The sequence below is a fragment of the Oceanobacillus sp. GQ8 genome (assembly GCF_059758495.1).
Genome location: NZ_JCAXEV010000002.1, coordinates 778,764 through 803,741, shown reverse-complemented (window position 1 = coordinate 803,741; position 24,978 = coordinate 778,764). Strand labels below are relative to the sequence as shown.

The 24,978-nt window shown below is 41.9% G+C and carries 19 protein-coding genes; 6 read left to right on the top strand and 13 right to left on the bottom strand.

Annotated features, from left to right (window positions below):
- Positions 1-103 precede the first annotated feature (103 nt).
- From AC6CHS_RS08755 to AC6CHS_RS08725, 7 genes are all read right to left on the bottom strand, one after another.
- On the bottom strand, positions 104-1,078 hold the full coding sequence (locus AC6CHS_RS08755; protein WP_498235639.1) for a LacI family DNA-binding transcriptional regulator: 975 nt from the start codon (positions 1,076-1,078) through the stop codon (positions 104-106).
- A gap of 51 nt (positions 1,079-1,129) precedes the next feature.
- On the bottom strand, positions 1,130-3,085 hold the full coding sequence (locus AC6CHS_RS08750; RefSeq protein WP_498235638.1) for a beta-galactosidase: 1,956 nt from the start codon (positions 3,083-3,085) through the stop codon (positions 1,130-1,132).
- Positions 3,086-5,341: an alpha-galactosidase gene (locus AC6CHS_RS08745; protein ID WP_498235637.1), complete on the bottom strand. Its 2,256-nt coding sequence runs from the start codon at positions 5,339-5,341 to the stop codon at positions 3,086-3,088.
- An 11-nt stretch (positions 5,342-5,352) separates the two neighbouring features.
- Positions 5,353-7,077: a glycoside hydrolase family 35 protein gene (locus AC6CHS_RS08740; protein ID WP_498235636.1), complete on the bottom strand. Its 1,725-nt coding sequence runs from the start codon at positions 7,075-7,077 to the stop codon at positions 5,353-5,355.
- 18 nt (positions 7,078-7,095) lie between these two features.
- A complete protein-coding gene (locus tag AC6CHS_RS08735) occupies positions 7,096-7,932 on the bottom strand; it encodes a carbohydrate ABC transporter permease (RefSeq protein ID WP_498235635.1) in 837 nt (278 codons plus the stop codon).
- Positions 7,929-8,783 (bottom strand): carbohydrate ABC transporter permease, encoded by an 855-nt coding sequence (locus AC6CHS_RS08730; RefSeq protein WP_498235634.1) that lies wholly within the window; start codon positions 8,781-8,783, stop codon positions 7,929-7,931. Before AC6CHS_RS08730 ends, AC6CHS_RS08735 begins: the two co-directional genes overlap by 4 nt.
- 229 nt (positions 8,784-9,012) lie before the next feature.
- A complete protein-coding gene (locus tag AC6CHS_RS08725; RefSeq protein ID WP_498235633.1) occupies positions 9,013-10,290 on the bottom strand; it encodes an ABC transporter substrate-binding protein in 1,278 nt (425 codons plus the stop codon).
- 457 nt (positions 10,291-10,747) lie between these two features.
- Here AC6CHS_RS08725 and AC6CHS_RS08720 point away from each other — a divergent pair, with 457 nt between their 5' ends.
- The 4 genes from AC6CHS_RS08720 to AC6CHS_RS08705 are packed head-to-tail and all read left to right on the top strand — an operon-like array spanning position 10,748 to position 15,443.
- The gene (locus tag AC6CHS_RS08720; protein ID WP_498235632.1) at positions 10,748-11,923 is read left to right on the top strand and encodes a galactokinase; all 1,176 of its coding nucleotides are present in this window, start codon (positions 10,748-10,750) and stop codon (positions 11,921-11,923) included.
- Positions 11,920-12,921 (top strand): UDP-glucose 4-epimerase GalE, encoded by a 1,002-nt coding sequence (gene galE / locus AC6CHS_RS08715; RefSeq protein ID WP_498235631.1) that lies wholly within the window; start codon positions 11,920-11,922, stop codon positions 12,919-12,921. The genes AC6CHS_RS08720 and galE overlap by 4 nt, the downstream gene beginning before the upstream one ends.
- Positions 12,918-14,390 (top strand): UDP-glucose--hexose-1-phosphate uridylyltransferase, encoded by a 1,473-nt coding sequence (gene galT, locus AC6CHS_RS08710; RefSeq protein WP_498235630.1) that lies wholly within the window; start codon positions 12,918-12,920, stop codon positions 14,388-14,390. The genes galE and galT overlap by 4 nt, the downstream gene beginning before the upstream one ends.
- A gap of 15 nt (positions 14,391-14,405) precedes the next feature.
- Positions 14,406-15,443 (top strand): aldose epimerase family protein, encoded by a 1,038-nt coding sequence (locus AC6CHS_RS08705; RefSeq protein ID WP_498235629.1) that lies wholly within the window; start codon positions 14,406-14,408, stop codon positions 15,441-15,443.
- A gap of 77 nt (positions 15,444-15,520) precedes the next feature.
- Here the strand turns inward: AC6CHS_RS08705 and AC6CHS_RS08700 are convergent, their stop codons facing one another.
- Both AC6CHS_RS08700 and AC6CHS_RS08695 read right to left on the bottom strand, forming a co-directional pair.
- On the bottom strand, positions 15,521-16,564 hold the full coding sequence (locus AC6CHS_RS08700; protein WP_498235628.1) for an ATP synthase beta subunit C-terminal domain-containing protein: 1,044 nt from the start codon (positions 16,562-16,564) through the stop codon (positions 15,521-15,523).
- Positions 16,565-16,784: 220 nt separating this feature from the next.
- Entirely contained in the window at positions 16,785-18,113 is a 1,329-nt protein-coding gene (locus AC6CHS_RS08695; RefSeq protein ID WP_498235627.1) for a 6-phospho-beta-glucosidase, read from the bottom strand.
- 190 nt (positions 18,114-18,303) lie between these two features.
- Here AC6CHS_RS08695 and AC6CHS_RS08690 point away from each other — a divergent pair, with 190 nt between their 5' ends.
- Positions 18,304-19,032, top strand: a complete 729-nt coding sequence (locus tag AC6CHS_RS08690; RefSeq protein ID WP_498235626.1) for a MurR/RpiR family transcriptional regulator — start codon at positions 18,304-18,306, stop codon at positions 19,030-19,032.
- 358 nt (positions 19,033-19,390) lie between these two features.
- Here AC6CHS_RS08690 and AC6CHS_RS08685 read toward each other — a convergent pair whose 3' ends face one another.
- Positions 19,391-20,539 carry an ROK family transcriptional regulator gene (locus AC6CHS_RS08685; protein ID WP_498235625.1) on the bottom strand — a complete coding sequence of 383 codons (1,149 nt, stop codon included), beginning with the start codon at positions 20,537-20,539 and terminating at the stop codon, positions 19,391-19,393.
- 256 nt (positions 20,540-20,795) lie between these two features.
- Between AC6CHS_RS08685 and AC6CHS_RS08680 the strand changes: the two genes are divergently transcribed.
- Positions 20,796-21,416, top strand: a complete 621-nt coding sequence (locus tag AC6CHS_RS08680; RefSeq protein ID WP_498235624.1) for a YesL family protein — start codon at positions 20,796-20,798, stop codon at positions 21,414-21,416.
- A gap of 251 nt (positions 21,417-21,667) precedes the next feature.
- Here the strand turns inward: AC6CHS_RS08680 and AC6CHS_RS08675 are convergent, their stop codons facing one another.
- From AC6CHS_RS08675 to AC6CHS_RS08665, 3 genes are all read right to left on the bottom strand, one after another.
- The gene (locus tag AC6CHS_RS08675; protein ID WP_498235623.1) at positions 21,668-22,489 is read right to left on the bottom strand and encodes a carbohydrate ABC transporter permease; all 822 of its coding nucleotides are present in this window, start codon (positions 22,487-22,489) and stop codon (positions 21,668-21,670) included.
- Positions 22,490-22,505: 16 nt separating this feature from the next.
- Entirely contained in the window at positions 22,506-23,384 is an 879-nt protein-coding gene (locus tag AC6CHS_RS08670) for a carbohydrate ABC transporter permease (RefSeq protein WP_498235622.1), read from the bottom strand.
- An 81-nt stretch (positions 23,385-23,465) separates the two neighbouring features.
- The gene (locus AC6CHS_RS08665; protein ID WP_498235621.1) at positions 23,466-24,764 is read right to left on the bottom strand and encodes an extracellular solute-binding protein; all 1,299 of its coding nucleotides are present in this window, start codon (positions 24,762-24,764) and stop codon (positions 23,466-23,468) included.
- Between the last annotated feature and the right edge of the window lie 214 nt (positions 24,765-24,978).

The window sequence follows — 24,978 nt, the reverse complement described above, 5'->3', positions numbered from 1 at the left end:
GATCCCATGCGACTTCACGCAGCTCACACTCTCAAGGTAAATGCCCGCTACTTATAAAAAATAGAAAAGCAACTATTCACAAAGAATAGCTGCCTTTCAGGTCTTACGTTTGTCGTATAATTAATTTATTTGATAAATATACTTTCTTTGGCACTTCTCGTTTGTCGTCAATTCGCTCTAAAATAAGGTCTACTGCTGTTTCTCCCATTAATTCGGTATAAATTTTAACTGTGCTTAGAGAGGGATAAACATACTTGGACACACTAATATCATTGACTCCGATAACGCTCACCCTGCCAGGCACAGGGATTCCTTCCTCATGGAGAGCTCGCAGGCCGCCGATTGCAAGGGGATCATTTGCCATATAAAAGGCTGTCGGCAATTCCTCGCCCAAGTCGTGAATCGCTTGCTTCATGAGTTCATAACCATCGTTCACTGCAAAGCTATCGAGAAAAATAAACCGCTCATCAAGCATATTTCTCTCTTGTAAGTAGTTACGATAATGCTTTTCTCGCATGTCCTGAATAGGAGCAATCTTTTCTTTAAATGTTTCATACCCACCAATAAATCCAATAGAAGTATGTCCTTTTTCAATAAAATGGTCCATTACGAGTTGGGTGACACGTTCAAAATCGACTAAAACAGCATCAAACTCTGCTTCGTTTGGATTAGAATCGACGAATACGATCTGAGGAGAAATAGCTTTTAACTGACGTACTTGTTCTTCACTAAAGCGGCCAACAGCTATAATCCCATCGATATTTGTATCAATGGTTTCCCCTTCAACGTATTTTACAAGCTCCACGTCTAACGCCTCAGCACGCCGCTCAATCCCATAACGTATGCCCATATAATAAATGTCATCTAATTCTTCTGCTTCTGTAACCCAATGCAGAAAGGCAATCTTTCTACTAATTGGTTTTCGGTGACGTCGCTTATAGGATAGTTCTTCTGCGACTTCAAATATTTTCTTTTTTGTATCAGCTGCAACGGAAAGGCTTTGATCATAATTTAACACCCTTGAAACGGTTGCGGCCGAAACGCCTGCTTTATCAGCAATGTCCTTTATTGTTGCCAACATGGCCACCTCTACTTTTTTTCAATCATCTCTTTTAACTATACCATTTTCTTAGGCATTTTCATTATTCTTTCGTACAATTTTACAAGCATATGGCGCAAGCTGTACATCATTAAAATAGCCTTCCTGACCGTTATGGTTCATGATGAATAAATAACTGCTTCCATCCTCTTTTGTTCGTTCCATGACTTCAATCCCAGCACTTGTTTGTGTAGTATTTAGTTCCCTTTCATCTGCCACACGATTTGCAATTTCCTGCATGACCTCTTTATCCGCACCTGTACCGATATAGTAGGCATTGCCTTTCCCAAACGTATTGACTGTCACTGCAGCATAGTCGCGATATGCGTCTGTATAATGATAAAGACCTATAGCATCTAACGGCTTGATCAGCTCTCGCCAAACCTTGCTCGATCCCTTTTTCCCTTTATCGGTTTGAATTTCGATTTCTTTGCCATCAGGCAGAGATTCCACCTCTTCCACCTGGACACCAAGTAACGGACTTAGCTTGCCTGGTTGCTGTTCTCCTAGCACTAGGTTGTTGTTACGATCTCTTACGCCAGCCCGATAAGAAAAGATAACAGTACCACCGTTAGCTGTGAATGCTTCTAAGCGCTTCACCAACTGCTCATCCATTATTTTCATTACAGGAAGTAGCAGCACCCGATAGTTCCCGAAATCCACATCAGCACGAATAACGTCAATCGATTGATTCTGGTTGTAAAACGGTTCATACAAGCGCATTACTTCCTCTGTAAAGTCAAAGGCTGCACTTTCTTGTTGTATTTGCCACGACCAGATCGTATCAAAGTCATAAATGACAGCGATTTCCGATTTAATCGGAGAATCAACGACCTCTTTATAATTGGAAATGTCTTTAAAAAAGGACTGTACTTCCTTATATTTACGGGTTAAACGGTTGTCTGTATCCAGAATGCCAAGACAGTTCTGCTCCGCTCCGTGTGTCATGCCACGCCAGCGAAAGAAAAGCATATCCGTTGTTCCATGAGCAAAGGCGTGATATGCCCAGAGTTTTGCCTGGTTCGGCCTTGGCAAATAACCAATGACATCATGCCCCTGTGCGCCCATCAGTTGTTCCACAATCCAGAAATTCTCCTGCTTTAAGCCCCGAACGAAATCAAGAGTCATGGAAAGCATGGCTGGCGAAACCGGTTCAGCTAAACCACCCCATACTGGATAATTATCATAGGAAACAAAATCAAGGTCTCTGGAAAATTCATTATGGTCAAATTTCTTCTCGAAGAATCCACCAGGAATATTTGTGGTAACCGTTTGGTGTTCACCTTTAAACTTTCTTATCTGTTCCAAGTGCTTTTTTGCAAACTGACTAAGGGAGTAAGAACGAAACCGGAGCCATTCCAGTCGCATGCTCGGATTGTGAACCGTGATCGTGCGGGTTGGCATGGGAATCTGGTCAAAGGATTGATAGGTTTGCCCCCAAAAAATGGTGCCCCACGCCTCATTTAGTTCATCAATTGAGTCGTATCGCTGCTTTAAATATGTCGAAAAAGCCTCCTGGCAATTGGAACAATAACAATCATCGCTTCCCTCATGACCCAGCTCGTTATCCACTTGCCAGGCGAACACTTGGGTTTCCGCACTATAGTGTTGCACCAACTTTTTTACAATCCTTAATGAATAATCCAAATATGTAGCGGAATTATAACAGTATTGTCTTCTGCCACCGAAGGAAATCCGATGTCCATCTTCCGCCACATTAAAAATGTCAGGCTGTTTCGCTGCAAGCCAAGCAGGAAATGTGGCTGTTGGTGTGCCAAACATGACCAATAACCCGTATTCCTTACACTTTTCAATCACCATATCGAAAAAGGAAAAATCGAATTCTCCTTCTTGTTTCTCCATCATGTTCCATGCGAACTCGCCAATTCTTACAGTGTTTACGCCCATTTCCTTCATTCTCGTTAAATCTTCGTCAATTAAGCTAATATTCCAGTGTTCCGGGTAATAATCTACACCAAGATGCATTTAAACCTCTCCCTCTTCCTTGGAAATATAAAAAATCTCGGATTGAAAATCGCCTATTTGCATCGGGATCGAGAGTTCGCCATTTGCTCCATTAAATTCGGCTTTAAGTGGGATCCCTCTATACATCAATTCACTCCCATAGTAATGACGTACAACACCTTCTGTATCCTGACAACGATAATACGCCTCATATTCCAGTCCCTTAAGGCGCAGAAACTTCATCTTACCAGGGTTCGATTCTGCTAAAATTCGGTAATGACTAACAAGCGCTTCCTCTCCTGTCTCACTCACCATCACCCAGGCAGCTTCATTTCCATCAGCAGGGTTTTTCAGTCGAATGAAATCCCCTGTCAGCATGAGACGCTGATGTTGTTTGTAAAGCGCAACCTGGTTGCGTATTTCCACTTTCTCTTCGGCCGAAAAGCCTAATGGATTTAGTTCGTACCCAAACGTGCCGAACAAGGCAACATGAGCACGGAAGCTTAACGAGGTTGTTCTTCCCGTCTGATGATTCGGTGTTGCCGATACATGGGTACCAAAACTGCTTATCGGGTACGCAATTGATGTCCCGTATTGAATATGTAGGCGTTCGACTGGATCTGTATTGTCACTAATCCATCCTTGTGGTGCATAGAAAAGCATCCCAGGGTCAAAGCGTCCGCCGCCACCTGCACAGGATTCAAACAGTACATCCGGAAATTCACTTGTTAGTTTTTCATAGAGCTGGTATACCCCGAGAATATAGCGATGATAAAATTCCCCCTGCTGCGCTGCAGGCAATGTGGATGAATATGCTTCTGTTATGTTTCGGTTCATATCCCACTTTATATAGGAAAGCTGTGTTTCTTCGATCAATGCGCGCATCCGCTCATATAAATAAGCCACGACCTCTTTATTGCTGAAATCTAATACCCATTGGTTACGGCCATACGAAGCTGACCTCCAAGGTGTCTTCACCACCCAATCTGGATGCTCACGATAAAGGTCACTGTCTGGACTAATCATTTCTGGTTCAAACCAGAGGCCGAAATCAAGTCCAAGCTCCTGTATGTTGCGCGCGAGTTTCCCAAGTCCATTCGGCAGTTTTTCCTTATTGACGAACCAGTCTCCCAGTGATGTCGTATCACTGTTCCGTTTGCCAAACCAACCGTCATCAAGCACAAACAGATCTAGGTCCAAGTCTACTGCTTCTTTCGCAATCGCTAGTATTTTTTCTTCATTAAAATCATAATAGGTCGCTTCCCAATTATTCAGCATGACAGGGCGTGGTGCCTCGTGCCATTTTCGATTTATTAAATGGTTGCGGTATACATCATGGAATTGCTTACTCAATCCATTTAGGCCGTTCGCTGAAAACGCCATGACAACCTCAGGCGCTTGGAACGACTCCCCTGGTTCCAGATTCCATTGAAAGCCAAATGGGTGAATCCCCATTGAGACTCTTGTTTGCTCATAATGGTCTACTTCCACCTGTGCTAGAAAGTTGCTGCTATACACAAGGTTAAAACCATACACATCCCCTGTGAATTCTGTCGCATCTGATTCTTTTAATGCTAGAAATGGATTCTGACTATGAGAGCTGGATCCACGTAAGCTGGAGATAGACTGGATTCCACTTTCAAGCTTACGTTCTCTTAGGTGCCTTTCCCGTGACCATGCCCCTGAAAGCTGGAGCATGTCAAAATCAGCGTGTGGGAAATCAATGCTGCCACTCAGCAATCGATCCAATGTCAAGGTTGCCTCTCCCTTGTTCGTAACGCATGCATGTCGCGTAATAACTGCTACATCCTTGAAAATAGTATAGCTTAGTAAAAGCTCTACATCGGTTACGGCATCATACAATGTAATTTCTACTGTTTCGGCTTCTTCCTCGCTCGTAACATAGGTAGCGGGCAAGCCTTTCAACGTGGGTTTCCCCTTCACTACACGGTATGAGTCAAACACGAAATTGCTTATACGGCTCCCATTAGCCTGCTGAATTCCTAGAGCTGGTTCGCGAAAATCCGTTGAGCCAAAGACAGGGAATTCCTGCCTCGTTGTTTCCATCGTAAATGCCGGATCGTTTGCCTCAAGATGGGTCGTATTCGGTGTGGGAATGTCATAGCGTTGGAAGTCTGCTATATGCCCTATTGTCTTGATCGCTTTTCCATAATACAGATGGCCAAGCTGTCCATTTTTCATCACATGGAATAGGTAGCTTATTTTTCCGTTTGTTAAATGAAATTGTTTTCTGCTGTCGTCAATTGTAATCATCATAAGAATCCTTCCTATCCCAAGTCAGGCTTATTGGCAAATAGAACTTCCTGCTGTTTCGTTCCTTCAAGTTCTAGAATTTGGATCGTATTTTCTCCTACATTTAAAAAGGGTGCAGGCAGATATAGCGTTTTCTGTGGTCCAATCTCCCAATATCGTCCCAAGTTAAATCCATTGATAAACACATTGCCTTTTTTCCAGCCTTCCATGTTAATAAAGGTGTCCCCTGTTTCGGCTAATTCAAATGTTCCTTCATAAAACTGCGGAAAGCGCTCTGTGTTCGCCCTTGAAAAGTCTAAAACGACTTCGTCAAGCTCGATACTGAACATTTCCCAATGAAACATATATTGATTATCAATCCATAGATTTTCAATTATTCCTTTGCGATCCCTCAAATGCTTCCCATAATTAACCCGGCCCATATTTTCCACGAAAATTTCAAGCGTGTTTATGTCCTCAGGGAAAGAGAGGGTAATTTCTTTTTTCTCATCATTTCGGTAAACGGTTTGGACATATTCTCCGTTAACATATAGGAAAGCTCTGTCCCGAATCATCGACGTATCCATTACCATATCGGCTTTTCGGTCAATCGTCGTGCGGTACAGGACATAGCCGTATGCCTGATCCATTTCTTCCATGGACATAGGAACCACATGTTTATGATGATTGGCTATCGTCGTTAACGTATCAAACAAGCTAACAGAACGATCGAGCTGTACCTTTTGCTCTGGCAGAATTGGAATATTCGGGGGCTCAACTGGCTCTGGTATGGTCACGAATTCCTTAAGAACCTTTTGTACTTCCCTGTATTTTTCCGTTATCTCACCAGACTCTGTTAGCAAGGAATCATAATCATAGCTCGTAATGGTTGGATCATAGGCCTCGTATTGATTGGCACCATTATAAAACGCGAAGTTCGTTCCACCATGGAACATATAGAAATTAACGGATCCGCCCTTTTCTAGCATGGCACGCAATGTAGCTGCTGCATCTTTAGGGTCTCTTGTGTGATGTTCCTTTCCCCAACTATCAAACCAACCAATCCAAAATTCCGCACACAGCTTCGGACTATTTGGTTTGTATGCATCCAGCATTGCGTAAGAATCTTCCACACGAGAACCAAAGTTTAAGGTGGTGAGAACATCTGGTAAGGAGCCATCTTCAATCATATCTGGGCCATCTGAGGTGAAAAGTAACACATCAATGCCTTTTTCTTTGTATATCTCTCTGGTTCGCTCCAAGTATTGCTTGTCATTCCCGTATGCACCGTACTCATTTTCAATTTGCAAGGCAAAGACGTTTCCACCATTCGTTATTAAATGCGGTACGAGCTTAGGAAGGAGCACATCATAGTAATCTTCTATATGTTTAAGAAAGTTCGGATCTGCACAACGCAGCGCCATATTACGATCTTTAAGCAACCATGCCGGTAAGCCACCGAACTCCCACTCTGCACAAATATATGGAGCTGGCCTGAGGATGATATACAACCCTAGACTTTCTGCTGTTGCAATAAACTGTTCAATATCTGCCATGCCATCAAAATGAAATTGCCCTTTTTTCGGTTCATGAAAGTTCCAAGGTATATATGTCTCTACTGTGTTGAACCCGCAGTTTTTTAATTTAATTAAGCGGTCCTCCCAATATTCTTGGGGGACACGGAAGTAATGGATACTCCCTGATAAAATTTGAAACGGCTGTCCGTTTAACATAAATTGGTCGTCTTTCACTGTAAGCATATCGTTCACGCACCTTTTCTATTTTATTGCACTGCCAAGCATTCCCGAGATGAAATGGCGTTGTAAGACCAAGAAAAAGATCATAATTGGAATGGTTGCAATCGTAATTCCTACCATTACTTGCCCATAGTCTGTAAAGGAAACGCCGTTTAAAGTAGATAACGCAACCGGGAAGGTATACATATCCTGTGATGTAATGGCAACTAGCGGCCACATAAAGTTATTCCATTGGAACATAAACAAAAAGATGGATGTTGCAGCAAGTGCAGGTTTCATAGAAGGCAGCACGATCTTCATGAAAATTTTCAGTTCACTTGCACCATCCAGTCTCGCAGATTCCATTAACTCAGTAGGGAATGCTGAAAAGTTTTGCCGCATTAAGAAAATGGCAAAGGGATAACAAAGCTGTGGTGCAATTAACGCAAAATATGTGTTTAATAGATTGTAGCTAGACATCATTTGGAATAAAGGGATCAATGTCGCTTGATAGGGAATCATCATCGACAGAATGAAAATCGTGAAAATTACATTTTTCCCTTTAAAGTCATATTTGGCAAAGGCATAGGCAGACGTCGCACTCACTGCCAAAGCAATCACGACATAAAGTCCTGAAACAAGCAAGGAGTTAAACAACACCCGCCAAATCCCGACTGTCGCATCAAGATTGTTTAAGTTCGTCATAAACTCAGACCCTGGAAGCAAGGTTGGTGGGCTGGTAAACATCTTGTCTGAGGTGTTTGTTGACCCGACTAACATCCAATAGAAAGGAAAAATGGAGATAACTAAAAACAGAAGCAACAACGCATACATGCCAACTTTGCCGAGTCCACGTTTCGATTTGTTTGTATTCATCATGATTTTTCCCCCGTAAACTTAAATTGAAAGTAAGATAAAATCGCCACAAGTACAACGACTACATAAGCAACCGCACTTCCGTAGCTAAAGTCAAAGTACTCAAACCCATTTTCATAAATGTATAATCCTAGTGTCATGGTAGAATCTGCGGGCCCACCCTGCGTCAGGTTAAATGGCTCATCAAACAACTGTAAGGTACCAATCGTTGATAGAATTCCTGCAAATAGAATAATAGGTTTCAAGTTTGGAATCGTAATGGAAAAGAATTGACGTATCTTTCCGGCACCATCGATCGAAGCCGCTTCATACATGTGATCCGGAATGTTCTGCAATGCAGCAAGGAAAATGATCATGTTGTACCCTGTCCATCTCCACATCATCGCCATCACAATCGATATTTTTGCCCAAAATGGGTCGGAAAGCCAAGGAATCTTCTCAATTCCAATAGCGTTTAATAACGTATTTAAAATTCCATTGTCCTGCAAAATAATCGAAAAAAGCAGCGAATAAGCAACAAGGGATGTTACCGCTGGTAAAAAGAAAGATACCCTAAAGAAGCCTTTTAATTTAAGTAATTGACTGTTCAATACGCTTGCAAGTGCCATCGCCATCAATAACATAATCGGGACCTGCAAAATGAAAATGATAAACGTGTTCCCTAACGCTTTCCAGAAAATAGAATCCTCTAGTAAACGCGTATAATTACTTAACCCAGCAAAAGAATAACTTCCTCCTTCATAGGTCTGGAAGCTTAAATAGAGGGAAGCAATAATGGGGTAGGCCGTAAAAACAATAAATAGAATAACGGCTGGGGCTATGAATAAATAAGGAAATTTTTTAGACTGCTTCATGCGTTTTCCATCCTCTCCAGAATAGAGTGATTCTCTAAAATGACAGAATAAAGGGTGCGTGGTTCCCCCCTTTATTCTTCATTTGTTTAAACTATTTGTTTACTAGTACGTTGGGCTGTATGGACTCCAGCCTCAGGGGAGACGTCTTCACACCCTCAAAGGCAAGGACGCTTCCCATGATGATGAATCTATTAGACTGAAATCTATACTTCTCCAACGTTCGTATTGTTTACTTATTTAATCTGTTTTCTAATTGTTTTGCGGCTTCTTCTAATGCCTCTGCTGAATCGCTCCCATCAGCTGCTCGTGATTGCGCCTTAGTCGCTTCGTCTCTAGCAAGAGAATAATCTCCCGTATAGTTAGCATATGGAACATCCTCAATTAGGTCTGCAAACATCGTCCAGATAGGCTGATCATTGAAATAAGCTACTTCTTCACTAAACACGTCTTCCGTATAGATAGTATTTAATGATGGGAAGAGTCCATTCTCCATCGCAAAAAGCTGGACCTCATCAGATGTTGAGAAAAATTCCATAAATTCATAAGCGAGGTCAACCTTCTCGGAGTTAGAAGAGATCATGTAGTTACTTCCCCCAAGGTTTGCTGCTCTGTTGCCACCCTCTTCCATGGCAGGAAGTGGAAATACGCCCCATTGTCCTTCCATATCAGGAGCCTGCCCAGTTAATGAACCAGAAAGCCACGCACCTGATGGAGCAGTCGCTACCGTACCGTTGGCCAACCCACCAATCCAAGCATCCCATCCAACAAGATTTTCATTTAATCCTTCTTCGCTCAATTGTTGGATTACATTCATCGCTTTCACAGATTCCTCAGAAGTAAGATCAACGTTTCCTTCCTCATCAAAGTAGAACATACCTTGTTGGTTTAACATTAAACGGTATACTCCATCGTCGTTATTAATGTCGATTCCAGTTAAGGCAACATCCAATTCGTCTCTAAGTACTTTTCCTGCCTCGATAAAGTCGTCCCATGTTTCGATTGCGTTAGCATCGATTCCTGCTTCCTCAAATAAATCAACACGGTAAAACACGCCTGCAGGACCTGAATCAAATGGGAAGCCATACATATCCCCATCTTTGGATAATAATTCCGTCTTGTATTCTGGGAATTTATCCATATGGTCCTCTGCAAATCCTTTTTCAGATAAGTTCACAAATGCTTCAGGGAACGAGTTTAGATAACCTTGAAGTCGATCATCTTCTACAAGCATGACATCTGGTAATCCTTCCCCTTTTGCCTGCAATCCTGTGGTGATTTTTTGGTAAACGTCAGGTGTTCCAGTTTCCACTATATTAAGTTCAAATCCAGGGTGATCCTCTGCAAACATTTCCGCAGCTTTTTCAATAACAGGCACATTAATATTCCATGCCCATACCGACAATGTATTATTGTCACCGCTTTCATTTTGTTCACTACCTCCGTCATTTCCACTACATGCAGCTAAAGCAAAAAGTAATAATGCAAAGATTATTGAAGCTCTTTTCATTCTCTTTCCCCCTAAAAAATTGGTTTTGAAAGCCTTACCAATACCATAGCTTGATTTTAAATAATTAGCAATAGTTTTAGTAAATATTTTAGTAAATATATTTAGTTAATGGGATTGAAGGCTGGTTTGGTGCGGTTTTCGGGAGGTAGGTGCGTCGCCTTGTAGGGGTGTTGCGTCTCTTCTTGAGGTGCTTGCGTCACTTTTGTTGGTTGACGCGTCACTTTTTAAGGTTTTCGATTCACTTCTTGAGGTTTTCGATTCACTTTTGGGGTTCCCGATTCACTTCTCGTGGTTTTCGATTCACTTCTTGAAGTTTACACGCTACCTTGTGGAACTGACACGTGTCCTCCAAAACCTCCTTCACTTTAATCAAGAAAGCGCTTGAAAGATTACGAGAAACAAGGTAAGCTTTACTTAATTAATTAAATTAATAAACTAAATAAACAAGGAGGATATCATGAATTTAGTTACGGATTTTAAAAGGGTTTTTCCTACATCTAGCCAGCCACGTATGTTCTTCGCTCCGGGGCGTATCAACTTGATTGGGGAGCATACGGATTATAATGGCGGGCATGTTTTCCCTGCTGCCATCTCGTTTGGCACGTATGCGGTTGCCAGCAAGCGTCCGGATCAAAAGCTACATTTTTACTCGATGAATTTCCCAGAAGCTGGAGTGATTGAATCTGATATCCATGCCCTTGATTACAATGAAGCTGACAGCTGGGCCAATTACCCAAAAGGAATGATCCGCGCCATCATCAAAAAAGGTCACCAACTAGAAACAGGGGCTGATATTTTATTTTACGGAAACATTCCGAATGGAGCGGGATTGTCTTCCTCAGCCTCGATCGAAATGGTGACAGGTGTGCTTGTTGAGGAGTTATTCGACATAACACTAGACCGAATTGACATGGTAAAGCTCGGGCAGCATGTAGAAAATAACTACATTGGAGTAAACAGTGGCATCATGGATCAGTTTGCTATCGGTATGGGCAAGCAGGATCATGCGATTCTATTAAACTGCCAAACGTTGGAATATCACTATGCCCCGCTCGTACTGGAAAACCATTCGATCTTAATCATTAATACGAATAAACAGCGCACTCTGGCCGGTTCAAAATATAATGAGCGCCGCAGTCAATGTGAAACAGCACTTGCTGACTTGCAGGAAGAGCTTAACATCACAAGTTTAGGGGAACTTTCCAAAGAAGCATTTGAGCAAAACAAACACCTAATTAAAGACCCGATCCATGCAAAACGTGCTAAACATGCCGTTTATGAAAACGCGCGCACATTAGAGGCAAAAATAAAGCTAGAAGAAAACGATGTAAAAGCTTTCGGTAAGTTGATGAACGCTTCCCACCTCTCATTAAAAGAGGATTATGCGGTGACCGGTGAAGAACTCGACACGATTGTGGAGACTGCATGGGAGTTAGATGGCGTTGTGGGCGCAAGAATGACTGGGGCAGGCTTTGGTGGTTGTGCGATTGCGATTGTTGAAAACGCGAAGCTAGACACGGTAAAAGAACAAATCCAATCCACCTATAAACAGAAAATCGGCTATGAAGCCACCTTTTATACTGCAAGCATTGGCGATGGGGCAATGGAAATAACTGAAGGAGTGATGAGATGAGCATTCTTGTGTTAGGCGGAGCGGGATATGTCGGCTCCCATGCGGTCTATCAATTAATTGAAAGTGGTAAAGAGGTAGTGGTGGTAGATAATTTACTGACAGGTCATAGGGCTGCTGTTCATCCGAAAGCTACCTTTTACAAGGGAGATATTCGCGAGCGCGACTTTTTACACGAGGTTTTTTCCAACGAATCCATTGAATCCGTTTTTCATTTTGCGGCAAGCTCACTTGTCGGAGAATCGATGGATAAGCCATTACAATACTTTGATAACAATGTTTATGGCACCCAGATCTTGCTCGAGGAAATGGTCGAACATGGTGTCAAAGAGATTGTCTTCTCCTCTACTGCTGCGACATACGGAGAACCAGAAGCCGTGCCGATTACCGAGGCAATGCCGACAAACCCGGCAAGCACATACGGGGAAACAAAACTAACGATGGAAAAAATGATGCGCTGGGCTGCTCAGGCTCATGACATCCGCTATGTCTCCTTGCGTTACTTTAATGTAGCTGGCGCCCGCGCCTCAGGGGAAATCGGCGAAGATCATCGACCCGAAACACATCTCGTTCCGATCATCTTACAAGCTGCCCTTGGCCAGCGCGAGGCTATTAGCATATTTGGAGAGGATTATGATACTGCAGATGGGACGTGTATCCGCGACTATGTGCATGTGGAAGATTTAATCGTGGCCCACCTACTCGCACTGGAATATTTAAAAAAAGGCGGAAGTAGTGACATTTTTAACCTTGGCAGCAGTCAGGGCTTTTCCGTCAAAGAAATGATTGAGGCTGCACGAACGGTAACAGGGAAAAAGATCCCAACCCAATCTGGTCCACGCCGCGCTGGAGATCCAGCTGTTTTAATCGCGAGTCCAGAAAAAGCCAAGCGCATCCTAGGTTGGATCCCAACACGCACTGCCATTCACACCATTATGCAGGATGCCTGGAACTGGCATACATCCCGCCCAACCGGGTACGAGGAGGCTGACAGTAAATGATTTATGAAGACATCGCTGCCCTCGTTCAGCAAGCCATTACCGAAAATTTAATTGAGCCCGCTGATGAGATTTATGCACGAAATCAAGTGATGCAGCTTTTGCAGCTCCCATCCTTTCCGGAAATAAATTCAGCAGATACAGAACGCACCATTCCCGATATCCTGGAGACGATCACTTCCTACGCCATAAAGGAAGGCATCATTGCCGATGTGCTAGAGGAAAAAGAAATGCTATCTGCCAACATGATGAATTGCTTTATCGCGCGCCCCTCTGTGGTGAACGAACAGTTTTATAAAAAATATGATGTCTCTCCAGTTGAAGCAACCGACTATTTTTATCAGCTCAGCAAAAACAGCAACTATATTCAAATGAATCGGATAAAGAAGAACGTGCATTTTAAAACCGAGAGTAAATACGGAAACTTGGATATTACGATTAATTTGTCCAAACCAGAAAAAGACCCCGAGCAAATTAGGCGCGAGCGGGAGATGAAGCAGGCACTTGATTATCCAAAATGTGTGCTTTGTATCGAAAACGAAGGCTATGCAGGACGTACTGGGCACCCGGCAAGGGCTAATCATCGGATGATTCGAGTGCCACTCGGCGGAGAAACATGGTACTTCCAGTATTCTCCTTATGTTTACTATAACGAGCACAGCATTTTACTTGCAGAAGAACATCGTGATATGAAAATCAGCAAGGAAGCGTTCGCCCGCTTGCTCGCATTCACGGATATTTTCCCGCACTATTTTATTGGCTCCAATGCAGACCTGCCCATTGTTGGCGGCTCGATCCTAAGTCATGACCATTATCAGGCAGGTCGTTATGAATTTGCCATGAGCAATGCGGCAGAAGCCTTCCCTGTTACGCTCGGCAATTTTCCAGATGTTCATGCAGCGGTCCTAAATTGGCCGTTATCCGTAATTCGCTTAAAAAGTGAACAAAAAGCACAGTTACTAGATGCTGCTGATCACATTCTCCAAACATGGAGCGGGTATACCGATGAGCGTGCAGCCATTCAGGCTTTTACTGGTGATGTTGCCCATAACACCATCACCCCGATTGCCCGTATGCGTGATGGCAAATATGAGCTGGATCTTGTCCTGCGCAATAATCGAACATCAGCGGAACACCCAATGGGAATTTTTCACCCCCATGCTGATGTCCACCATATTAAAAAGGAAAATATCGGTTTGATTGAAGTAATGGGCCTTGCCGTTCTCCCTGCACGTTTGAAAAAAGAACTTGTGGAACTAGAAAAAGAGTTGATGGGCGAGAACGCTATGGTGGACCCGATTCATCAGCATTGGGCAGCAGAGCTAAAAGAAACATATGGTACGATAGAAACAGCATCAGAAGCGAAAAACCTCATTCAGCACGAGCTTGGTAAAAAATTCGTCCGGGTTCTCGAGGATGCCGGCGTCTTTAAAGAGAAGGATGCTTTTCAGCGCTTCCTTCACACATTATAGAAAGGTGGGATCATGGTGAAAATAGAGAGTAGGAATTTTGAGAAGGCTTGGAAGGAATATACCCTCTCGAATGAGAGTGGGATGCAGGTTAACGTACTTAACTTTGGTGGCATTATTACAAAAATGCTCGTTCCTGATAAAGCTGGCAACCTAGAAAACGTTCTGCTTGGCTATGCCGATTATAAGGAGTATCAAAGCAACCCCAATTATTTCGGTGCCATAATCGGACCAGTGGCAGGAAGAATTGCGAATAGCCTATTTGAGATAGATGGTGCGAAATACGAGCTAGAGAAAAATGAAGGCGCACATCACCTGCATGGTGGCCCAACAGGATTTCATCAGGTTATTTGGGATGTAGAACCCTTTGAAAAGGCCGATGCTATTGGACTTGTGCTTTCTTATACAAGAGCCGACGGAGAAGGTGGCTATCCGGGAAATGTGGATGTGGAAGTCACTTACACCTTACATCAAACCAACCAATTTGAGATCAGCTATACGGCATCAACTGACAAGACAACACCGCTCACGTTGACGAATCATTCTTATTTTAACTTGAGCGGAAATTTGCAGAATACCTTGCATGAACAGCATGTATCTATTGATAGCGATCATTTTGTAGAGCTTGATGAAAAGCTTATCCCGACAGGTGAGCTGCTTTCCGTAGAAGGAACGACCTTTGACTTTCGTAAAGCCCGTGCCCTACAGGATGGGTTTAATGAAGATACGAAACAAAATCGTGTCGCTGGGAAGGGCATTGATCACTATTTTATTTTTAATGAAAGCAATGAGGCAGTAAAAGCAACAGCAGCTGACCCGGTCTCTGGCAGAAAAATGACGGTGCAAACAGACCAGCCTGGCATGGTGATGTATACATCGAATAATTTGCCTGAAGGATTGCAGCTACAGGAAGGGATTTCACGGCAATACCTCGGTGTCTGCTTTGAAACGCAAGCCTCGCCCGCTTCCTTGCATCATGAAGGATTTCCTGGAGTCATGTTGAAGCCTGGGGAAGTTTATCAGACTAGGACTTTGTTTGATTTTGGCGGTTTGTAAAAAAGATTGAAATACTTTAGTGGGGGACAATGCGTCCCCCCACTTCTTTAAATTACTGGCTCTTTACCTAGCTTGCATTATAACGTTCCAATGAATTCTAGCTCTGAAACATCTTTTGCATCTAAAGCCCCGTTCAAAATCTCTTTCACATCACGCAATGTCTCTTTAAGGCTAACAGTATGACCAGGTTTATTGGTAAATGGCTCTGCAACATGAAAAGGCTGTGTTAAATAGGCTTCAAGCCTCTCGCCTCTTTGGTATGTTTGTAGTTCGGATTTAGGGATTCGCTCCATTCCGCTAACGTTCACTAATGAACGGAGTTCCCGATAGCGACGAAGTGTTTTAAGAGCTTTTTGTTGGATTGTGAAGTGATCTTGATCTAGATGGGCTCCTTCGAGAACGGAGGATGTTGAACTTAGAGGATTAACTGCTGGAAAGCGATGTCTTGCAGCAAGGTCTGCATCGAATTGCCATAAGGTTTCAAGTGGTCCATATGGTAAATCTTCATCTACGACCTCCCCTGTTAAATCAACAAGAAATGTTGTAACAGAGTGAAATCCAGCATCTTGAAGTTTTTCTTGGAGTTGGTGAATGCGCCCTGTTATAACATGAGTTCTGTCTGCAACGAACATCATATCCTGTCCTCCACCAATCTCTTCCATCCGCTTATAGGACTCTTCAATCGTGTGGGTCACAATTTCTGCATTTTTAACGATTTCATCCAACCCTTGGTGTTCCCCTTCAGGCATGAGAAAGATTGTTTTATAAACTTCCTTCTTAAACAGATAGAGTAATTCTGCTAACACAGCGAGCTGTCCTATTCCAGGACGTGCAACCAAACCTACAGTCCCTCCCTTTGCTAAAGGAGCAAACATATCTAGCGTCTTTACACCGGTTTCAATCATTTCGATCTTCTCCCCTCTGATAATCAGGTCATCCAAACTGCAATCGGCTAATGATGCAAGTGCAGCTAAAGTTCGAACCTCCGCTCTCCCAATAGGTATTTTTCCCGTGCATAAATTAGAAACAGTGGCGGGTCGTAAACCAACTTGACGTGCTGCACTTGTAAGATTCGGTACTTTTCTGCGTAACAAACCTACATTTAAAATTAAATCATCCACTTTTTTCACCTCCCTTACTTTATATAGTAATTTAAAGTACGTTTAAAAGCAACAATTAATTACGCTTAAATATAATTTTATTACTCCTCGAAGTAATTATAAAGATTTATTATGGGAATTTAGGGGAAATATCTAGGTCTTAATAGTGCCTGCATTAAACTTCGTTATTTTTATAAAACGAAAAAGGAGCAGCAATATAATATTGCTACTCCTTTTGCACCTATTTTTCAACAGCTTGGAAAAACTGTGGCAAATGTTCTTTATGTGCTTCCAGCATTTCATCCATTATTACTTTTCCTATTTTGTCAGAAGGAACGAGCGGATTGATTGTCATCGCAAGCAATGCCGTATCATAGTTACCCGTTACTGCCGCCTCTGCCCCTATGCGTTCAAATGATTTAATTTGTTGTACTAAACCTCTAACTGCAACTGGCAGGTCCCCATTTACAATCGGTTTAGGCCCTTCTTTGGTAATCACACAGCTCACTTCCACTGCTGAGTCATTTGGGATGCTTGCGATCGATCCATTATTTTTTGTGTTAACCGGTTGAATATCTCGCTTATCATTATACATGGATGAAATCAATCGAACCGCTGCATCACTGTAATACGCCCCGCCTCGCTCCTCTAACTGTGGTGGTTTGATGGAGAGATTAGGATCTTTGTAAAGCTCGAATAATTCCGCTTCTAATTTCTTGACTACTTCTGCTCTCGTCGTGCCCTCTCTAAAGTTTTTCAGCTCTTTTTCCAGCATTTCATTTCGCTTATAATAGTAATGATGATATGGACAAGTTAGAGCGTTTAATGCGCGAATAAATTCGGGCTCCCATCCTAGTCCGTCTATATTCTTCACAAAGCTACTATTCTCTGGAGCAGCTAACAATTCCATTACGCGATCTTTGACACTTACACCATCTAAATACACGTCTAATCCGTATACCATGTGATTCAAACCAGCGAAATCAATTCGAATACGGGAGTGATCTACATCCAAAAGCTTTGCTGTGCCCATTTCCATTCCAATTGGCACATTACATAAACCAACTACTTTTTCGTGATCTGTATAGCGAAGGATGGCTTCTGTTACCATACCAGCAGGGTTGGTGAAGTTAATTAACCAAGCATCTGGGCAAAGCTCCTTCATGTCTTTTACAATGTCTATAATAACGGGGATCGTACGCAATCCTTTAAAAAGTCCACCAGGTCCATTTGTTTCTTGGCCTAACACACCATGCTTTAGTGGAATTCTTTCATCCTTAGCACGTGCGTCCAATTGGCCGACACGAAACTGGGTTGTTACAAAGTCAGCATCCTTTAATGCGGCTTTTCTATCTAATGTTAAATGAACTTCAATTGGCAGTCCTGCTTTTTCAATCATTCGTTTTGCAAGGTTTCCAACTATTTCTAGCTTTTCCTTCCCTGCTTCTATATCCACCAGCCATAATTCACGTACTGGTAACTCATCGTATCGTTTTATAAAGCCTTCTACTAATTCCGGCGTATAGCTTGAACCTCCACCGATCGTCGCAATCTTCAATCCTTTGCTCATAATTCATCCTCCTAAATAGATAATGAACGTACAAACCCTATTCTATAGGAGACTATAGGATTCTGATAGGCTTATGAAAGCGTTAGATTTTTGTTTCACCGAAAGCAATTTGTTTCGCATTTGTCACACACCGTTTCCTATTTAGTTTATACTAAATGAATAGACTACTATTTCGGGAGGGGCTGAGCCTTTGTTTACAAATGAGGTTATCGCATCGTTTAATGATCTAGAAATGCTTCTATATAAATATGTCATGCAGCATAAAGAAAAAGTCGTTTATATGCGCATACGCGATCTTGCGGCTGAATCACATGTTTCTACTTCTACTATTATGCGCTTCTGTAGAAAATTACATTGTGATGGTTTCTCAGAGTTTAAAGTAAAGTTAAAGCTCTTACTTGATGAAAAACCTAACATGAAAGTTAAAAGCGGCCAACACGTGTTAGCGGAGTTTTTTGAGCGCACCCAAAATGAGCGCTTTACTTCCAAACTAGCGGATGCTGCAGAAGCTATTTCTAAAGCGAAACATGTATATTTCATAGGGATTGGCAGTTCAGGAGCGCTTGCAGAATATGGTGCTAGGTATCTATCGAGCTTAGGCACTTTCTCCACGTATTTAAAAGACTGGTATTTTCCAATTCACGCCGACTTACATGACTGCGTTACCGTTGCTTTGTCCGTTTCTGGTGAAAGCGGGATTACCTTATCTCACATTCATAAGCTTAAAGAAAAAGGTAGTGAAATTTTAAGTATCACGAATAACATGCAATCCACCATCGCTAAAGCCTCTGATAACAATGTATCCTATTATGTGACGGAGGAATTTTTCGCCGAGTCCAATGTGACGACACAAATCCCTGTTATTTATATATTAGAAGAGTTAGCAAGAAAAGTGTATGAAATACGAAATAGGACGTAAATTTGACTCATCTTTATAAATAGGAAATTCGAGATGTAAATAAAAAGAGAATGAGACAAAAGTTCTCTTAACACAAGAAATCCCGAACTATCTTGCAAATCCGTTAATAAAGGTTTGCCTAGTTCGGGTTTTCTTATTTTAGCGTAGGCAGAACGCGAAGACTCCAACGGGAACAGCACGAGTCCGAAGACCCCGGAGTGGTGTCCTTTCCACGAGGAGGCTGAGGCCGTGCCCGTGGAAAGCGGAGTGTTCCGCCGAAGCGGTGCTAAAGCTTATTATTCGTATTTAAGCATAGACGATTTAGTTATGTCCCAGCCTCTTCTTTGTGTTTACTATTTATAACTTCTCCTACGTCTCCCTACCCTACCGGATCAAACAACTCCACAAGCAAGAGTGCTACGGCTCCCAGTAATGTTGCATGATCACCAAGCTTTGTAACGGATACGTTGGTTTCTTTGGCATCTTGAGTAAGGCCTCTGGCTGAAATGGTTTCTTTAATCGCTGGCAGGATAAAATTCTCGCTTTTCATCACTCCACCACCAAGGACAATCTTCTCTGGGTTAACCAAATGAATGAGGTTAACTAACCCAATGCCAATCAGCTTGCCCGTTTCCTCTAGGAGGGAAGTTGCTTCCTGGTCCCCACTCTTGGCCAGTTTCGCAATGTCCTCGCCAGTTAGTCCTTCCTTTTGGGCACGAGCTGCTATAGCAGGTCCTGATACAAAAGCCTGTAAGCATCCGGTATTCCCACATGTGCATGTAGGGCCATGCAAATCGATCGTCATATGGCCGATTTCTCCCGCGATATCCCGATCACCGTGGTATAATTTTTCATTTATTACGAGCCCTGCACCGACGCCATGTCCAATATTTACGGCAACCATACTGGCTGAAGCATGCCCGCCAAACCATGACTCGCCTAATGCCATGGCCCGCGCGTCGTTTTCTACTTTTACATCAAGCTCGAATTCCTTCTCTAATTCTTCTTTGATCGGTATGTTTTTCAGTTTTAAGTTTGGCGCAATGAGCGAGGTACCTGTTTCCACATTGACAACCCCATGCATGGCAACACCAATGCCGACCATTTCTCTTTTTTCCCTATTCGAGGCCTCAATTGTTTCCCTTATCGCATCCTTTAAAATTCCCATGAATTGCTCATTTGTTATAGGTGTAAAAAGCTGCTTATCTGCACGGTGGATGATGTTCCCAGCCAAATCTGTCAGTATACTAGTTACCCTCTGTGGCCCAGCGTCCACCCCAATGACATAAAAAGCATCTAAATTAATATGTAGCATGGTTGGCTTCCGGCCACCTTGTGATTCTCCAAGACTGCTTTCTCTAATAATTCCCTCTTCCAGTAGCTCCTTCACAATACTGCTGACAGTGGGAGGTGTAAGCTTTGTCTCTTTCGCAATTTGCGCTCGTGAGATTGGTTCGGCTGTTCGTACTTTATTTAAAATGATCGATTTATTTACGGATTTCATTAATTGGAAGGTACCGCGTTGCATTTTACCGCTCCTGTTCTTTATCGAATTCTATCAAATTTTATAAGAATATATACCGTTAAGTATATCATATACGAAATGTGCGGAGGCTCTGTTCACACGCTAGTTTTGGTGGTAAATAGAGATGTTAAACAGTTAGGACGATTAATCAAAAAGTCTTCTTTTACTAACTTGTAAGTCCAACTACCTTTTTTGCAGAATGTATTCGCTTTCAGTTATAATAGAGAAAGGTAACGTGATACATACTTTGGGGGCCAGAATGATGAATAATGCAGGAAATGTTCTATATACCATAATGGAATGGATTACGAGATTTGCTTATGTTCAACTTCTCTGGATCTTCTTTTCCTTGATAGGTGGAATCTTCCTCGGTTTTTTCCCATCGACAGTAGCTATGTTTGCTATTATGAGAGATTGGTTGAGAGGGAATACAGAGCAGCCACTCTTTAAGACATACTTAAGCTATTATAAAAAAGACTTTTGGAAAAGTAACCGTTTCGGAATGCTGCTTATGGGAGTGGTATTATTAATTGGTGCTGATATTTGGTTCGTTCGTTTTTATGGAAGCATTTTGCCCACATGGACTTTCTCCCCCTTATTTGCATTTATACTCTTGTTTTCTATCTATCTTTGTTATCTTTTCCCAGCATTTGTACATTATGATTTAAATCTTGGTAGATTATTTAAGAATGCCTTCCTCATTATGCTAATTCATCCATTACATAGCCTGCTTATGGCAGTATGTTTTCTTTCCCTTTACTTTGTAATGGATTTTCTTCCAGCATTAGCCTTCCTCTTTGGAGCACCCTCCTCCGCTTTTATTACAATGTGGCTTTGCCTTCATGCATTTGATAGAATTCAAAAAAAGCAACGTGTTTAAGAACAAAAGCGCAAGCGCCCGTTTAGAAACGTAGCGAGTGGAGCGAATCAACTGAGATAAAGGAATCACGGTGAGGATTCGAGCCGATGATGACTTATCGTAGGGCGACTTCGTGAAGTCGCCTAGTTTCTGGGCTCTGGAGCTGAACGTAGCTAATTCAGTTACTTGATTATCCACAGTACTCACAATCTATAATTTGCTAGACAATAAAAAAACATCCCCTTGTGTCTATGAAACCAAGGGGATGTTGCTTATCCTTTTATTGCACTCGAGGAGATCCCTTCCACTACTTTATTACTGAAAAAGAGGAAGGCGAGTAAAATGGGAACGACACTTATAATTAAGGTTGCGCCAATCGCCCCCCAATCTGTCATATATTGGCCAATAAAGTTCTGAATCCCTACAGTAAGCGTTTTGTACTTATCAGAGCTAATAAAGGTATTCACAAACACAAACTCATTCCAGTTATAAATCATGTTAATAATGACGGTAGTAGACATAACCGGCATCGTCATCGGAAGAATGATTTTAAAAAACATGCGATGAATGGAACAACCATCAATAATAGCTGCCTCCTCTATTTCACGTGGTAGTGTGTAATAAAATCCTAACAAGATCATCATGGTTATGGGTAGATTGTATGCCGTGTATGTAATGACGATTGACCAAGGATTATCAATTAACTCGACATTTAAAAACATACTGAATAAAGGGATAATCGCCGAATGGATTGGGATCATTAAACCAATCATAAACAACCCTAATACCAGTTTACTAAGCTTCCAGTGCATTCTTGTAATAACAAATGTAGCCATGCTTGCCAGTAATACAGTTAAAATAATCGCGATCCCTGTAATCCAAATGCTATTCCAGAAGTAAAGTCCAATCCCGCCTTCCCAAACCTTCACGTAGTTTTCCCAGCGAAATTCTGCTGGCAACGCAAAAGGTGATCCGGAGAATATTTCTTTATTATCTTTTAAAGAAAATAGGAATAACCAGATGATCGGGAATATCTGAAATAATGCAACAAGACCTAAGCAAAAGTAAAGTATAATATAACCAATTCGTCCCACTATATAACCCCCTTTTTTAATATTGGATTTCTTCTTTTGTTGCTGTAGCTTTTCGCACAATAACCGTTACAATCAGGGTGATGATGAGTAACAAAAAGCCGATTGCACTCCCGTAGCCAAATTCATTACTCGAAAAGGCAAGTTTGTACATATAGGAGGCCATTACTTCACTTGCACCATTTGGTCCCCCACCTGTCATAACATAAATAAGATCAAAATATTTTAAAGACCCGACAATCGCTAACACAATGGTTACTTTAAATACAGACATAATCAATGGTAATTTAATTTTGTAGGCTATTTGCAGTGGTGTCGCACCATCGATTCTAGCCGCTTCTACTAAAGATTCTGGGATATTTTTTAAAGCTGCGTAGTAGATCAAAATGTAAAACCCTGCATACTGCCACAAAATTGGGATAAAAATTGCGTACAATACAATAGAAGGTTCTGCCAGCCAGGCGGGAGGATTATCTACACCCAATGCCATTAAAATGCTGTTTAACATTCCATTTGAAGGATTAAACACTTTTATCCATAGTTGCGCAATTGCAACAGATGAGAGAAGCATTGGAATGAGATAAATTTTCCTCAACAGATCGGATCCCTTAATTTTCGAAGCTAATATTAACGAGATTGCTAGATAAACAAGTAAACTGAGCGTGGAAAATAAAGCGAGTAAGAAAGAATGTAAGGCGCTTTCCCAGAATTTCGCATCCTGGATCGCGTTAATATAATTTTCAAGCCCAATAAACTCCATAGAGGCAATGCCATTCCAATCCATCAATCCATAGTATCCAGTCAAAATGAGTGGAATAAAAATGAGCACAGCAATTAACAAGAGCGCTGGGAGAACATACAGTGCTATTATCCATTTGTTGGACATTACTTTATTCATACCATTCAACCCCATATCTATTATGTAGAAAAGGACATTCCACTTGATGGAGATGCCCTTTTCTTTTATTAAATCAATCTATTACTCTGCTGAAAGTGCTTCCTCATGCTCTTTAGCGAAATCTTCAGGAGATATCTCCGTGCCGAAAAGTGATTGGATCATGTCCAAATGAACCTGCGCTACATCCGCGCTCATCTGTACATCGGCAAACAATGTGATATTACTTGCCTCATTTAGATCATCCAGCACATCAACATACATATCAGGCAAATCCAATGACCCAGCATCTACCTTAGTAGCCGGAATAACACCCGCCTCTGTCACAGACTTTTCTCCCCATTCCTGAACAAAGAAGGATGCAAACTCTTTCGCCTCTTCTTTCACCTCAGAATCTTCAGAGACAAACAATCCTACACCAGGTCCACCAACAAAGCTGTTCATGTCTCCTTCACCCTCCACTGTTGGGAAAGGAAAATATCCTACAGAATCTCTAAATTCCTGTGGAACATCTTCATTTGTTGTATAATTCGGTAAATCCCATGTGGCGATAAGGTACATAGCAGCCTGCTCGTTCATAAACATGCTTTTGGCTTCCTCATCTGAAAGGCCATTAAAACCCTTTACAAAACTATCCATGTCTACTAATTCCTGTACTTTCTCAGCAGCTTCTACAAGAGCTGGATCTTCAAAAGAACCGGATCGATTAATTGCATTTGTTAACACTTCAGCCCCTCCAATACGATCTGCCAAGTACATGTACCATAAGGAACCAGTCCAGCGGTCTTTATTTCCAAGGGCTATTGGAGCAACATCATTTTCATTCAACGTCTTCACGACTTGTTGGAGTTCCTCATACGTCGAAGGGGCTTCTAGTCCATACTGATCAAATATAGCTTTATTATAAAAAACCGTGGCAATATTTAATTCCAGTGGAAGCCCGTATGTGCTACCGTCTATTTCATAAGCTTCTGCTGTTCCGGAAACGAAGCTATCATTTAAGTCTCCTTCTAGTAGATCATCTAGCGGAGTAAACATCTCCCCGTCCACATATGGCTCTAAAAATCCTGCCGCCCATGTCATTCCCACATCTGGTAGTTCATTAGATGTAGATAATACCTTTAATTTGTCCTTGTACTGCTCATTACTCAGGACTTCCAAATCAATGGTTACACCGTCATGCTCACTCTCAAAATCTTTAATGATATCGCTTACAATTTTATTGTGCTGTGCAGAACTACCTTCTGGCCATAAGTGCATAAACTCGATCGTCTTGTCACCACTAGAACTTGAATTTGCCTCTTCATCAGAAGAGCACCCCACCATGACCAAAACAGAAAGGAAAATAACAAAGACACCTGCAAACGCTTTCCTTTTAAGCATGTGTTAACCCCCAATAGTTTATTTTTAAAAATTTTCCTGTCAAAGCTTACACATAGAATAACACGTGCCACATCGTTTGTCTAGCGGATAAACAAAGATTTTTTTGAGGCTTTTTTTCGGAAATATAGCGGGTAGCATCCTATTTTGCCACTTCCCAACTTCAATTTCCTGTGTTATGCTCCTAAATAATAAATGAGGATCCATCGTTTATCGG